This is a genomic window from Dyadobacter pollutisoli (genome assembly GCF_026625565.1).
Classification (GTDB): Bacteria; Bacteroidota; Bacteroidia; order Cytophagales; family Spirosomataceae; genus Dyadobacter; species Dyadobacter pollutisoli.
The window spans coordinates 7,199,474-7,213,799 of the sequence record NZ_CP112998.1 but is presented as its reverse complement, the minus strand read 5'-3'; the positions used below and the strand labels follow the sequence as shown (position 1 = coordinate 7,213,799).

Sequence of the window (14,326 nt, the reverse complement as noted above, 5' to 3'; positions counted from 1 at the left end):
ATTAACGGGTATAAATGATCTAATGTTAAAGTATCCAGCTCAATGATTTCCAAAAAACAATTAAAGAACCCCTTACTCCTTCTGGCTGCTACCGCTGTTGTGGTGGTGTCCTGCATGAAAATGTCGCCTTCCAGCTCCAAGTTGAGCTCCGATTGGGGCAAAACTTCTAAAACCAACAGCAAAGCGCTGGTCGTGAAAGAAGACCCTGCAACCGGCAAAGCACGGGCCAAAGAAATTCGCGAAAAAACAGCTGTAAAACTAGCTGACGGCTTGAAACTCGACCTTTGGGCTTCCGATTCGCTGGCCCCTGACCCTGTCGCTATTGCGATGGACGATAAAGGCCGCGTATACCTGAACAGAACAAACCGTCAGAAGAACTCGGAGTTTGACATTCGCGGACACCGCAACTGGATGACTGCTTCCATCGGCTTGCAAACCGTAGAAGATCGCCGTGCGTTCTTGCACAGTACTTTCGCGCCGGAAAAAAGCAAGGAAAATAACTGGTTGAAAGATGTCAATGGTGACGGATCTCACGACTGGAAAGACCTTGCTGTCGAAAAGGACGAGGTTTGGCGAATTGAAGACACCGACAATGATGGCGTTGCTGATATCTCAATGAGGATATTAGATGACTTTTTTGATGAGGTTTCCGATGTTGCCGGTGGTCTGCTGATCAGAGCGAAAGATGCATTCGTAACGATCGCTCCTGATGTTTGGAGATTGAGAGACACGAACGGTGACGGCGTATTGGACGAAAAACAATCAATCAGCCATGGATATGGTGTTCACATTGGTTTTAGCGGCCACGGTATGTCCAACCCGATCGAAGGACCTGATGGAAAAATATATTGGAATATCGGTGACATTGGGGCCAACGTGACTACTGCCGAAGGCATCAAACATGAATATCCCAATTCAGGAATTATTGGCCGCGCCAACCCCGACGGCAGTGATTTCGAAGTCTATGCACATGGCTTGCGTAACACCCACGAGTTCGTTTTTGATGAATACGGCAACCTGATCAGCTCGGATAATGACGGTGATCATCCTGGCGAAAGCGAAAGACTGGTTCACGTGGTGGAAGGTTCTGATGCCGGCTGGCGCTCAAACTGGCAGTATGGTAAATATACCGATCCAAAGAACAACAGCTACAAAGTATGGATGGATGAAAAGCTTTACAAACCACGTTGGGAAGGACAGGCTGCGTATATTATCCCTCCTATCCAAAATTTTCATAACGGTCCGACCGGGATGCAATATAATCCGGGTACTGCACTGGGATCGGAATGGAAAAACAAGTTTTTCCTCGTCGAATTTGTTGGTAATCCGGCACGCTCGCCGATCTGGTCATTTGGTTTGAAACCAAAAGGAGCCTCTTTCGTCCTGAATGGCGAAAAAAATATTCTGACTGGTATCCTGCCCACAGGTATCCGTTTCGGTCCGGATGGCGCATTGTATGTAGCTGACTGGATCAATGGCTGGGACACAAAAAATTATGGTAGAGTGTGGAAACTGGACGTTACCGAAGAGAAAAACGACCTGAAAGCACTTCGCATCGAGACTAAGAGACTAATGCAGCTTGACTACGAAAAGCAGGCGGATGACATGCTTTTATCATTGCTTTCCAACCAGGATATGCGTATTCGTCAGAAAGCACAGTTTGAATTGGCTGCAAGAGGAGCAAAAGGCGCTGCGGTACTGAGCAAAGCAATCGCGCAAACCGGTAATCAGCTTGCTCGCATTCATGGTATTTGGGGAATGGGCCAGCTGGCGCGCCAGGACAAGGCCTATGCTAATGTATTGATGACCTTGCTTAAAGATTCTGACGAAGAAATCTCCGTACAAGCTGCCAAAGTACTTGGTGACGCCCGGATCGCAGAATCTGGTCCGATGTTGATACCCATGCTTTCAAGCAAAAACCCACGTATGCAGTTTTTCGGAGCACAGGCTCTGGGACGTGTTGGCTATAAAGAGGCAGTAACGCCACTTTTGAATATGATCAAGGCCAACAATGATGAAGACGTTTATCTGAGACATGCCGCGGTTTTGGCTTTGTCAAGAATCGCAACTGCCGAGCCGATGCTTGCGCTGGCAACCAGCCCTGAAAAGTCACTTCGCATCGCAGCAGTACTGGTATTACGCAAATTAAAGAGTGACAAGATCAGTGTGTTTTTACAGGATAAAGACGAATACATTGTGACAGAGGCTGCCCGTGCTATTAATGATGATCTCTCTATTACCGGAGCTCTTCCTGCGCTTGCTGCGACATTGAATGATAAAAGATTTACATCCGAACCTTTGTTACGTCGCGCTATCAATGCCGCGTTACGTGTCGGCGGTGAGTCTCAGCTGAATGATCTGATTGCATTTGCAAAAAGAACAGATGTTGATAAGAACCTGAGAGCGGAAGCATTAGCAACATTGGGTACCTGGGCAAATCCGTCGGTTATGGACCGTGTGGACGGTCGATACCGTGGCGTTATCGAACGCAATCCGGCAACTGTGAAAAGCAAAATCCAGCCGATCATTAGTGATCTTTTGCAGGATAATGATCCGGCGATACTCATTGCGGCGACGCAAATGCTTACCAATCTGAATGTTTCCGACAACAATGCGGCTCTTGCCAAAATTTTGAGCGAACATAAAGATCCAAAGGTAAGGGCGGCTATCCTGATCGCATTGAATGATCTGAAATATGCGGATATGGAAACCGTCATGAAAAAAGGCATGAACGACCCTGATGCCGATGTTCGTACTGCTGCATTGGGAATGGTAGGAAATGTGACCATGTCCAAAGAGGCTTTGTCAGATATTTCACAGACAATTTTTGACAAAGGTAGTGTACGGGAACAGCAGCAAATGTTGCGCGTACTGGGTACGTTGCCTGTCGCTAAAACAGAAACGATCTTCACTGACCTGATTGGAAAAATGGCCGATAAGAAGCTTCCAAACAGCCTGGCACTGGACCTGGGTGAAGCCGTTGACTCTACAAAATCCACTGCATTGATCGCTAAATTAGCTCCATTGCGCTCGCAGGGAACTACCGTTGCTGATTTCCAGGACGCATTATTTGGTGGAAATGCCCAGCTTGGCCGTCGCTACTTTATGACCAATTCCGCCGCTGAATGCGTTCGCTGTCATTCTATTGGCGGACAGGGCGGAGAAGTAGGGCCTTCACTGTCCAATATTGGTAACGTGCTTTCTCGTGAACAGATTTTGCAGGCATTGGTAGAGCCAAGTGCGAGATTATCGCCCGGATTTGGAATGGTAATGCTTACATTGAAAGACGGGACTTCCGCCGCAGGTATATTAGCGCAGGAAAACGAACATGAACTCGTGCTGAAAACCTCCGAAGCGGAACCATTAAAAATCGCAGTTGCACGGATAGCCAAGCGGGAAAACGTGCCTTCGAGCATGCCTCCGATGGGAACGATCATGTCGAAGCGAGAGATTAGGGATGTCGTCGAGTTTTTATCCGGATTGAAAAAATAAAAAATGCAGATCAGGCCCGGAAGAAATTCCGGGCTTTTTCATTTATTGTGCCAAAGGTTCTCTTGAAGAGAATAAAAACGGTATGTTATCGGCATGATTTTTAAATACATCAACACTAAAATAGGTGAATGGAGTTAGATAAAAAGGAAGCTGATATCGTCAATAAAGCGATACAGTCTTGGGAGGAAGATGCGAGAATTTCAAAGGAACTGGCGCATGAACTGCGGAACAGCTACCAGTTGCGGAACGCCAATGTCGACGCTATTGCAATCTACGCTTTGATCTCCGCCATTTCCTGCGGCTTACTGGCTTTTGGCGCACTGGTGATCGATGAAAAATGGATAGAGTTGCTCAGAAAAAGATGGGGCTTTTCGGAGAATATCGTGGGTATCGGCTTCACATTCATCGCGGCACTTTTTGTGTTTTTTGCTAAAAGACGGCAAAATAAGGCCCCAAACGCACGGATCAGCAATGAGGTTTACAACATTACCATCATTCTAACGGTCGCAATTGCCATTACTTATTGGACCAGAAGCGTGCTAAGTGAAAATTCCAACTACGCAATTCCGCTTCTTATCGCTACTCTGGCTTACGGTTTCGTTGCCGTTTTACTCCGCTCCACACTGATTTGGACAGTTGCTATCATTTCGATGGCGGGCTGGTGGGGTGCTCAAACCTACTTTTGGTCTGGTGGCAGTTTCCGGTTCCTTGGCATGAATTACCCGCTGAGAATGACCTTGTTCGGACTGATCGTTTGGGCATTCTCGTGGGTAATGGACCGGGTAAAATCATTGGAATATCTGGCAGAAGTTACCTACACGATCGGGCTGTTATTGTTTCTGATCGCAGCCTGGACGTTGTCCATGTTCGGAAATTATGATGACCTCACGGGCTGGCAAGCCTTGAAACAAAGCCATTTCTGGTACTGGGCATTGGGTTTCACGATTGTACTGATATTAATGCTGGTTTACGCATTTCAAAATAAACAAGATACATTGCGCGACATGTGCCTGGTTTTCTTTCTTTTAAATATCTACACCCGCTACTTTGAGTATTTCTGGGACCGCACCAATAAGGGACTTTTCTTCGCATTACTGGCTCTTTCCTTTTGGTTTGTGGGAAAGAAGGCCGAGCAATGGCGTAACCGACCGGCGGCATAAAGCGGCTACCAATCGGATAAATTGTAAAAATCTATGCAATTTATCTGGTATTTTGTTTTAAAACAATGCAAATAATCGGTTTTTATGCATTATTTTTGTGCATATTATCCAGAATATGTATTACAGAAAGTCATTTAACGAGTTACAACAGCACCTGACGGAGAAGCAGGCGACTGTGATTACGGGTATGAGGCGAGTTGGGAAATCAACCACCGTCAAACACCTGCTAACCCTCGTACCTCATACGAACAAGCTATATCTCGATTTTGAGCGCATTGAGAACCGGGTTTTATTCAATCAAGATTCCTATAATGATATCGAACGAGGTTTGAGCGCCTTAGGCTTACAACTGGACCAACCGGCTGTGCTAGCTCTTGATGAAATACAGCTGGTACCGAACAGCACAAGTGTTATTAAAAGCCTGTACGACACCTATGGCATTAAGTTCATAGTAACCGGTTCAAGTTCCTTTTATCTGAAAAACCATTTCTCAGAAAGTCTTTCCGGTAGAAAGCAGATATTTGAAATGTTCCCTCTGGATTTCGAGGAGTTTCTTGCGTTTAAGGGGGAAGATGTTGCTACACTGAAAAAAGAGCGGTTAAAGTCTTTCCTTCCCACGTTCTATGATCGTTGGAAAGGATATTATGAAGAATTTTTGGAGTTCGGAGGATTTCCGGAGGTTGTACTTGCCGGTTCCGAGGCATCAAAAACCAACTATCTAAAAGATGTCCTGAATGCATACATTGAACTCGACATTAAATTATTGTCTGATTTTACAGTAAGTGACACGCTTTATAAATTGATACAATTGCTAGCGGCCAGAGTAGGCAGCAGGATAGATTACTCCAAAATAGCCAGCATCATTGGCATCAATAGAAATAAAATCAAAGACTATATGCACTTGCTGGAATACACGTATTTTATCCAGGTCGTAAAACCTTTTACGAACGGAATTGACAAGGAATTGACCAAGCAGCCCAAGTTCTATTTTGCCGATACTGGCCTTTTGCAGGTCCTGAGCAAAGTAAGTAGCGGAGCGGTGTTTGAAAACGCAGTTGCCAATCAACTAGGGAAAATAGGCTCGGTCAATTATTTTGAGAGAAGCTCGGGAACGGAAATAGACTTTATTTTAAACAGAGAAAAGGCCATTGAAGTGAAAGAAACCTGTACACCGCAAGATTTATCAACGCTAACGGACAGAGCCAAAATTTTGCAGATCAATGACGTTGCTTTGATAGGTCGTCATCCCAATTACGGCGGGTTCAAAGATTTTATATGGGGTGGAGCAGTGTATTGACGAATACCGCGAATATTGTTAAGTTTTGATCAAAAACGAATTCATTATCACAATGGGCAACATACGGCCGATCAGGCAAAATGAAATTGACCTGGTACATTTTCTTCTTGAAAAACTGAACCTGAATCCTGCGGATTTTCCGGTCAACGAAAATGTCGACGAATATGAAGGTGGTAAAATGGGCAGTATCAGCCTCGGTGGGAACGTGGATGGCTATGAAGGCGACCTCATTCAGGTCGAGTACATTGACATTGACGATGTTCCCGTGGTGATCACACTAACCAAAGACAACGACAATCACCTCCTGGATCTCGATTTCTGGAAAACGGATTTCTCTAAACTGCTTGAATACCCTACTCCCGACAAACTGATTTTTGGAATAACAGAATAGAGATTAACGTGCTAGGATTCCTCGTAATCCAGCTCTTTTCCATAAGTTTCCTCCATTTTCCAAAGGGATAAAAGCGCCAGCGAAAAACAGATCGCCCCTACAATCGCACCGGATTGAAGGACTCCGTTTCCGGGTTTCAACAATTGGAACAATGGTAATGTCAGCAGCACCGTCGCTCTCACATTGTTAGCAACTGAGGTAGTGACGGTTGCCCTCAGATTCGTCCCGAATTGCTCGGCAGTGGTGGTCAGGAACATCGCAATGTAGCCGATCGAGAAACCGAGCCAGACATAACAAATGTAAAGTATAGTAGCAGAATTGATCCCACCATATAAAAGCCACACTACCCCGGCAAGCGTCATACTTATCATTAACAAAATGGCTTTTCGCCTCGACCTGAGCCATTGACTGAGAATGCCGCTAAAAAAGTCGCCCGTGACCACACCTATGTATGTATATAGCACGCAGCTGCTCGCCTGCACATCGCCTGCGATCCCCAACGCTTTGGCAAACTCATTACCGAATGTGGAATAAATACCGATCACCATGTAAGTCGGCAAGCCAATGCCCATACAGCGAATGTAGCGGACAAACCGCGACCAGCTGGTAAAGATCGTCCACCACGGTACTGATTTTGCACCGCGTTTTTCAAGACTTTTATTAAAAACAATGGATTCCAAAACATTGACTCGTAATATCAGCAGGATCACTCCCATACCTCCGCCAATGAAGTAGGCAACCCGCCAATCGGTGAGTTTTACGGCGAAAAAAGCAGCGATAGCACCAGCCAGTCCCACACTCGCCATCACGGATGCCCCATAACCTCTTAGTTCTTTGGGAAGAATTTCGGCTATCAATGTGATTCCCGCACCTAGCTCTCCTGCCAGCCCCAGGCCTGCGATGAACCTTAAAATTGAATAAACCTCTACATTATTAGCAAAACCACATGCAATGTTGGCCAGTGAATAAGTGAGAATGGAGCCGAACAATACCGACCGCCGGCCCATTTTGTCACCCAAAATACCCCACATAAAGCCTCCTATCAGTAAACCTGCCTGCTGCCAGTTATAAATATTTGCCCCAATCTGCGAAATTTCCTCTTCCGAAAGTCCGAGATCTTTTAAACTCGGTACCCTTACAATGTTGAAAAGCAGCAGGTCATAGACATCCACAAAGTAGCCAAGAGAGGCGACGATCACAGGGAGCGTGAGAACAGCACTTAATTTGGGTTGAGCAGGAGTGGCAGCAATCATATTTATTAAAATGAATCAGCAAGAGTTGAATTAGTCTTCAAAAGTTTTCCGCCGCAATGATTTGATGGTCGCATTACGCTGTTTGGATTGTAATCTTTCCAGCTTCGACGCCAATGTAGGACGGGTAGCCTTGCGACGTTTCGGAACGGTAAATGCCTGACGGATAAGCTGATCGAACTTTGCAATTACTTTATCCTTATTAGCCAGCTGCGACCGCTCGGTCTGGTGGTATAATACCAGCACTTTGTCATTCGTTAACTTGCCGGATAGCTTTTCGGCAATGACCTGCTTTTGCTCATCCGTCAAGACTTGTGACTTATCAACATCAAATCTCAGCTCTACTTTGGTTTCTACTTTATTGACATTTTGCCCTCCTGCGCCACCGCTGCGGGCTGTCTGGAAAACCAGTTCATTATGCAGGATTTCAGGATTGATCATGATTTTTTAAAATTTTGTTAACACCTGTTAATGTCAGATAATGTCCTTAAACCTACATTAAAAAGTTATGTCCAATAAACGATTTTTAAAAACAGAAAACAATTTAATCATATAGGTCATGAACACCATGCGTACAGTTCGGATACTCGGCTTGTTCTTTTTAATGCTTTCCGGTGTTTCGATTTACAATAAAGCCCAGGCGCAGCCCGGCATTAGCATTTCCTTCCAGACATTTTATAATGAATTGGCTCCTTACGGAAGGTGGGTCCGTAACCCGCAATATGGTTCGGTTTGGATCCCCGACGTTTCCAATGGTTTCCAGCCATATTCTACCAATGGCTATTGGGAAGTAACAGAATACGGAAACACCTGGGTATCGGATTACGACTGGGGCTGGGCTCCTTTCCACTATGGCCGGTGGTCATATGATGATTACAATGGCTGGTTTTGGGTACCGGATTACGAATGGGGGCCTGCCTGGGTAAACTGGCGTACCGGTGGCGGATATTACGGATGGGCCCCGCTGGGACCTGGCGTTAACATCAATGTATCTATCAACATTCCCTCATTCTGGTGGGTGTTTGTACCGCAACGTTACATTACAAGCCCGCGCTGGCATAACTACTGCGCACCGCGTGGCCGTGTAACGCATGTATATAATCAAACTGTGATCGTGAATAACTACTATCGCAGCAATAACCGCACCTATGTATACGGCCCGAGACGTGATGAAATCGAGCGAGTGACCAGGAGAAGCGTTCCGGTCCGTACCATAGATGCCAGCCCGAGAGGCCGCGGAAGAGTCATAGTTGCCGAGTCAGGTCGTGGAAATGACCGTTATGATTCCCGTGACAATGGTAGAAGAGATGAGCCAACCCGTCGTGGCTCAGTGATTGACGCAGGACCGGACCGCGGCAGAGGTAATGCTGACTATAACAGCAACCGCGAACGAAACGATCGCAACAGTAATGGACGGATTGGTGATAATTCTAATGACAATTTCAGAAGAGATAATCCCTCGAATGAACGTTCGCGTGATGCTCAACGGAACGCTTCGGAAGATCGGGACAACAACCGTTTCAACCGTAACAGGGATGCTGCGCAACCATCACCTTCCGACAACCGGAACAACAGGTATGAAGCTCCCCGCCAGCCTGAACGCAGCAGAGAATCGAGCGTACCGACCTACGAACCGGAGAGAAACAATCGGTCAAATCGCTCGGTGGAACAGGCAAATCCTGGCCGTGACAGAGGTTCTTACGAGGCGCCGCGAGCTGAACGTGTGGAAAGAAGAGCTCCGGAAAGAAGCCAGCAGGAATCCCGTGGCAATTCTCAAAACAACAGATCTTCACAAGAAAATCAGGACCGAGGTGGCCGTGGGGCAAGTGAAAGAAGCAGTCGTTCGCCCAGATAAATTCAGATTTTGAACTCAAAACAACCCGGAAGGATAGTAGTAATCCTTACCGGGTTGTTTTTGTTTGTAACACCCATATTTTTCCTGTTTATCCGCAGAAAAAAGCATTATTTTAGCTTAGTCCTAAACCGGTACATTGAATGGAAATACAGTTTGACATAGAATTTAAGGAGAGTGCACCTAAGTACATGCAGATCATAAAATCGCTTCTACAGGCGATTAGCAAGGGTAAATTGAAAAGAGGCGACAAAATTCCATCCATTAACCAGCTCAGTGAAGAATACCTGCTCTCGCGGGACACGGTCGAAAAAGCCTATAAACATTTGATCAAAGACGGTGTCCTGATTTCCGTGCGGGGGAAAGGTTATTTCATCAATCGCGTCGACATTGAAACTTCCTTGCGGATACTTTTGGTCTTTAACAAGATAAGTAATTATAAAAAACAGATCTACAATGCGTTCGTTGAGAACATCGGCCGAAATGTGAATGTGGATCTGCACATTCACCACTCTAATACCAATATTTTCAAAAACCTAATCAAGAACAGTCTGGGCGAATACGATTATTATGTGATCATGCCTCACTTTTACGAAAAAGCTGAGGAGGCCATTGAAGTGTTAAAAATGATCCCACCGGAAAAACTGATCCTACTGGACAAGGACATTGAATTTAACAGCAAGAAACATTCATCTGTCTTCCAGAATTTTGAGAAAGACATTGTTTCCGCATTGAATGAGGCAGTGGATTTATTGAAGGTATATAAGAAGCTGATACTGATTTTCCCGACCATTATCCGTTATCCCAAAGAGATTATCAAAGGCTTCCGGATCTTCTGCATTCAGCATGAGTTCGAGCATGAAATTATGTATGATTTTCACGAAAACAGTACGGCTGTCAAGGATACTGCTTATGTAGTAATTGAAGAAAATGACCTGGTAAACCTGATCAAAAGATGCAGGGAGCAGCAATTGACGATTGGAAAAGACATTGGAATTATCTCCTACAATGAAACGCCACTAAAAGAAATCCTGCTGGACGGTATCACGACGATATCCACCGACCATGAGCAAATGGGGAAAACGGCGGCGGAACTGATCAGGGAAAACAGAAGGGCAATCATTAAAAATCCGTTTACGTTGATCAGGAGGAAGTCACTTTAAAGATGTACTTGTCAGCCTGAGCTGAATCGAAGGCACGTGCGTATGTGCCTTCCACTCCGCTCAGGCTGACAAAGGTTAAAGACCTGTAGCAACCGTCACCTTACCACGTTCGTTCATTAATTCCGACCGAACGCTGAGGTTTCTGAATAAGCCAATCGGATCAATGGCGCCTCCGCTCAGGCGCATGGACTCGCGTACCAGCGGGCGAACATCAGTTCTGAATGCATTTTGCAGGATTTGCTGAGCTAGTACCACATCATTCTGACTTCTTGCCAGTTCCAGTTTTTTACGATCCACAATCAAAGCCTGTGCGTAAGAAAGCAGGATGGCTTCTACGGATTGCAGCAAATCTTCCAGCGGATCTTTTACATTATGGCTCGCATCGATCATCCAGGCATAAGTATCGCTTGCTCTGTTCGCACGCTTCATTCCCTCCACGAGTTCAACAAAGATGAGGAACAACATATAAGGACGGATACTTCCTACGGTAAGGTCATCGTCGCCATATTTGGAGTCATTGAAGTGAAAACCAGCGAGGCGGCCTTCCATCATTAATGTAGCAACGATCTGCTCAATGTTCGCATTAGGCAAATGGTGTCCCAGATCCACCAGCACGTCGGCTTTCGGGCCTAGTTTCTGGCAGAAAAGTAATGAGCTACCCCAATCCTGAATGACGGTAGAATAGAAATTCGGCTCGTAGGCTTTGTATTCCACATATACCTTCCAGTCATCCGGCAATGCTGCATAAATTTCCTGCAACGACTCCAATGTATTTTGAAAAGACTTCACAAAATTGGACTGACCTGGAAAGCATGAGCCATCTGATAGCCAGATCGACAATGCTTTCGAACCAAGATCCTTGCCATATTTGATCACTTCAATGTTATGCTCAACAGCCTGCTTTCTCACTTTCGGGTCCACGTGTGACAGCGATCCGAATTTGTATGAATGCTCCTGATTTTTCTGATCCTGGAAAGTATTGGAATTAACAGCATCAAATTTCAAGTCCAGCGAAGTGGCCAGATTAATGATAGATTCTGCTTGCTGAGGGATGTCCCAGGGAATGTGCAACGAAATGGAGCCGCTCGACCGGTTCAATGCATGCAGCAGACCTACATCCTCTACTTTTTCTTCCAATGAACGAGGCTCGCCTCCGCCGGAAAATCTTCCAAAACGGGTTCCACCTGTACCCAATGCCCAGCTAGGAATAGCTACCTGAAATGCTTCCAATGCTTTTACCACATCATTGGCATTAATTCCCTGCTCTCCTAGTTGTTCCTTTATAAAGATGAATTGATTGTTGTGCTTCGACAACAGGCTGTCGTTATGCTGGTCAATTTTATACTGGTCGATTTTCATTTGGAAAGAGTTTGATATGAAAAAGACTTGCCAGGTTTTGGAAACCTGGCAAGTCCTAAAAAACCTGACAAGTCTTATAATTATCGCAAGAATGCTGCTGGCACACCACCATCCACATTGATTACGTTTCCGGTGCTTTTGTTCAATAAGCCACTCACGAAAATATATACGCCGTTTGCGATGTCTTCGGTATGGATCTCTGCATTCAGAACCGTTCTTTTTGCATAGTATGCAGGCAGTTCTTCTATTTTAATGCCGTATGCCTTGGCTCTTCCGGCCGCCCAACCGCTCTCCCAGATCTTACTTCCGGCGATTACAGCATCAGGGTTCACTACATTGACACGGATTCTGTCCGGGCCAAGTTCAGCAGCTAACAAACGCGTCATATGTTGCTGTGCAGCTTTCGCAGTTCCGTAAGCCACATTATTAGGACCTGAAACAATACCGTTTTTGCTGGCAATGTTAATGATATCACCGCCCAATCCTTGCTGGCGCATGATCGCAACTGATTCCTGCGAAACGAGGAACTGACCTTTTACCAAAACATCCTGCAAAATATCCCAATCCTTAATGGTAGTTTCAGCAAGTGGTTTTGAAATCGACAGACCTGCACAGTTCACGATAATATCTACACCGCCATATTTCAGCTTGGTAGTATGTAATGCAGCTTTGATTTGCTCAGGATCCAGAACATTAGCAATGGTTGTTGAAGAAAAGTCCTTGCCAAATTTCGCATCGAACTCCGCTTTGGTTTCCGCCAATGCTTTTTCATCAATGTCTGAAATAACCACGCAAGCGCCTTCCTGCAATAGTTTTTGAGCAATCGCTTTTCCGATACCACCTGAACCGCCGGTCACGAATGCTACTTTACGCGAAACCGATTTTTCTTTCGGCATACGCTGCAATTTCGCTTCTTCCAATAGCCAGTACTCAATGTCGAAAGCCTCTTGCTCAGGCAATGAAACGTAAGAAGAAATCGCTTCCGCACCTTTCATTACATTGATTGCATTGATATAAAACTCCGCTGCAACGCGGGCTGTTTGCTTGTCTTTCGCAAATGAGAACATCCCTACTCCCGGAAGCAAAATGATCACAGGGTTTGGATCACGTACGGCCGGGCTGTTATCATGCTTGCAACGGTCGTAGTAAGCTTGATAGTCAAGACGGTAGGCTTCGAATTGCGGTCTGATCTGATCCAGGATTTCCTGATCGGTAGCAGCCAATTTTTCAAATGGCAGATCCAGAACCAACGGACGGATTTTGGTACGCAGGAAGTGGTCAGGGCAGCTGGTACCCAATGGAGCCAGTTTGTCCAAATCATTGCTTGCAATAAATTCCAGTACGCGGGCATCGTCCGTAAAATGACCGATCATAGCCTGCTTGTCAGAAGCTAACCCACGCAGGTAAGGCGCGAGTTTTCCAGCGATTTCAGCACGACGTTCCTGCGACTCGCTTTCCAGACGTTGTCCGCCGAATACAGGACGGCTTTTACCGTAATTCTCGTTCAGATACTCCGATGCTTTTTCGATCGTATCCAGCGTATTAATGTAAGATTCGTAGGCAGTATCTCCCCATGTAAACAGACCGTGTCCGCCTAAAACGATACCACGGATTCCAGGATTGTCGGCAAGTGCCTGTTCCAGCTGTAAGCCCAGGTCGAAGCCCGGACGTTGCCAGGGCACCCACGCCAGTTCTCCTTTAAACAACTCTTTCGTGATTGCCTCTCCTTCTTTGGATGCGGCAATGGCGATCAATGCGTCGGGGTGCAGGTGATCTATATGTTTGAATGGCAACAAGCCATGCAATGGCGTATCAATAGAAGGAGCTTTCGATTTGAGATCGTAGATGCAATGATTGAAAAGCTCAACCATTTCATCTTCAAATTCCAGTCCACGGTATATATTCTTTAAACTATGCAGCCTGTCAACGTAAAGTCCGGCCAGTCCGCTTCTTGTCAAAGTGCCAATATCGCCACCCGAACCCTTGATCCACATCACTTCAACAGGATTGCCAGTCAAGGGGTCTTTTTCAATGGTTTTGCAGCTTGTATTGCCACCCGCATAATTTGTCAAACGAAGATCGGCCCCCAACAAATTGGAACGGTATAAGAGAAGCGCCACCTGATCATCCCCCAGAGAGGCGGCTTTTTCATCATCCCATAAATAGCTTACATACCTGTACTGGCTTACTTTAGAACTGCTCATATTTTTTTATTTGATTAATTATCACTTTTTGAGGTATAACGATCTTATTTCCAGAAAGGATTTGATCCGACAAATACTACTCTGAAACCTGCTACAAGATTAGAAAACTTAGCCATACGCACCGTCCTGTTGTGTCCTGCATGTAGAAATAAATTGAG

The 14,326-nt window shown here is 45.6% G+C and carries 10 protein-coding genes; 6 read left to right on the top strand and 4 right to left on the bottom strand.

The window, feature by feature from the left end; genetic code table 11:
• Positions 1 to 42: 42 nt before the first annotated feature.
• The 4 genes from ON006_RS29970 to ON006_RS29955 all read left to right on the top strand — a co-directional run bounded on the left by ON006_RS29970 (position 43) and on the right by ON006_RS29955 (position 6,340).
• Complete coding sequence (locus ON006_RS29970; RefSeq protein ID WP_244822189.1) at positions 43 to 3,492, top strand: DUF7133 domain-containing protein; 3,450 nt, start codon at positions 43 to 45, stop codon at positions 3,490 to 3,492.
• Between the two features lie 128 nt (positions 3,493 to 3,620).
• Positions 3,621 to 4,652 (top strand): hypothetical protein, encoded by a 1,032-nt coding sequence (locus ON006_RS29965; RefSeq protein ID WP_244822190.1) that lies wholly within the window; start codon positions 3,621 to 3,623, stop codon positions 4,650 to 4,652.
• 115 nt (positions 4,653 to 4,767) lie between these two features.
• Entirely contained in the window at positions 4,768 to 5,949 is a 1,182-nt protein-coding gene (locus tag ON006_RS29960) for an ATP-binding protein (RefSeq protein ID WP_244822191.1), read from the top strand.
• Positions 5,950 to 6,001: 52 nt separating this feature from the next.
• Positions 6,002 to 6,340 (top strand): DUF6984 family protein, encoded by a 339-nt coding sequence (locus tag ON006_RS29955; RefSeq protein WP_244822192.1) that lies wholly within the window; start codon positions 6,002 to 6,004, stop codon positions 6,338 to 6,340.
• A gap of 11 nt (positions 6,341 to 6,351) precedes the next feature.
• Here the strand turns inward: ON006_RS29955 and ON006_RS29950 are convergent, their stop codons facing one another.
• Together ON006_RS29950 and arfB are read right to left on the bottom strand one after the other, a co-directional pair.
• Entirely contained in the window at positions 6,352 to 7,593 is a 1,242-nt protein-coding gene (locus tag ON006_RS29950) for an MFS transporter (protein ID WP_244822193.1), read from the bottom strand.
• A 30-nt stretch (positions 7,594 to 7,623) separates the two neighbouring features.
• On the bottom strand, positions 7,624 to 8,031 hold the full coding sequence (gene arfB / locus ON006_RS29945; RefSeq protein WP_244822194.1) for an alternative ribosome rescue aminoacyl-tRNA hydrolase ArfB: 408 nt from the start codon (positions 8,029 to 8,031) through the stop codon (positions 7,624 to 7,626).
• Between the two features lie 118 nt (positions 8,032 to 8,149).
• On the opposite strand from arfB, the gene ON006_RS29940 reads away from it, so the two are divergent.
• The gene (locus tag ON006_RS29940) at positions 8,150 to 9,445 is read left to right on the top strand and encodes a DUF6600 domain-containing protein (RefSeq protein ID WP_244822195.1); all 1,296 of its coding nucleotides are present in this window, start codon (positions 8,150 to 8,152) and stop codon (positions 9,443 to 9,445) included.
• Positions 9,446 to 9,585: 140 nt separating this feature from the next.
• The gene (locus ON006_RS29935; protein ID WP_244822196.1) at positions 9,586 to 10,605 is read left to right on the top strand and encodes a GntR family transcriptional regulator; all 1,020 of its coding nucleotides are present in this window, start codon (positions 9,586 to 9,588) and stop codon (positions 10,603 to 10,605) included.
• A 75-nt stretch (positions 10,606 to 10,680) separates the two neighbouring features.
• On the opposite strand, the gene ON006_RS29930 is transcribed toward ON006_RS29935, so the two are convergent.
• Together ON006_RS29930 and ON006_RS29925 are read right to left on the bottom strand one after the other, a co-directional pair.
• Entirely contained in the window at positions 10,681 to 11,964 is a 1,284-nt protein-coding gene (locus ON006_RS29930) for a sugar isomerase (RefSeq protein ID WP_244822197.1), read from the bottom strand.
• An 80-nt stretch (positions 11,965 to 12,044) separates the two neighbouring features.
• Positions 12,045 to 14,168, bottom strand: a complete 2,124-nt coding sequence (locus ON006_RS29925; RefSeq protein ID WP_244822198.1) for a bifunctional aldolase/short-chain dehydrogenase — start codon at positions 14,166 to 14,168, stop codon at positions 12,045 to 12,047.
• Between the last annotated feature and the right edge of the window lie 158 nt (positions 14,169 to 14,326).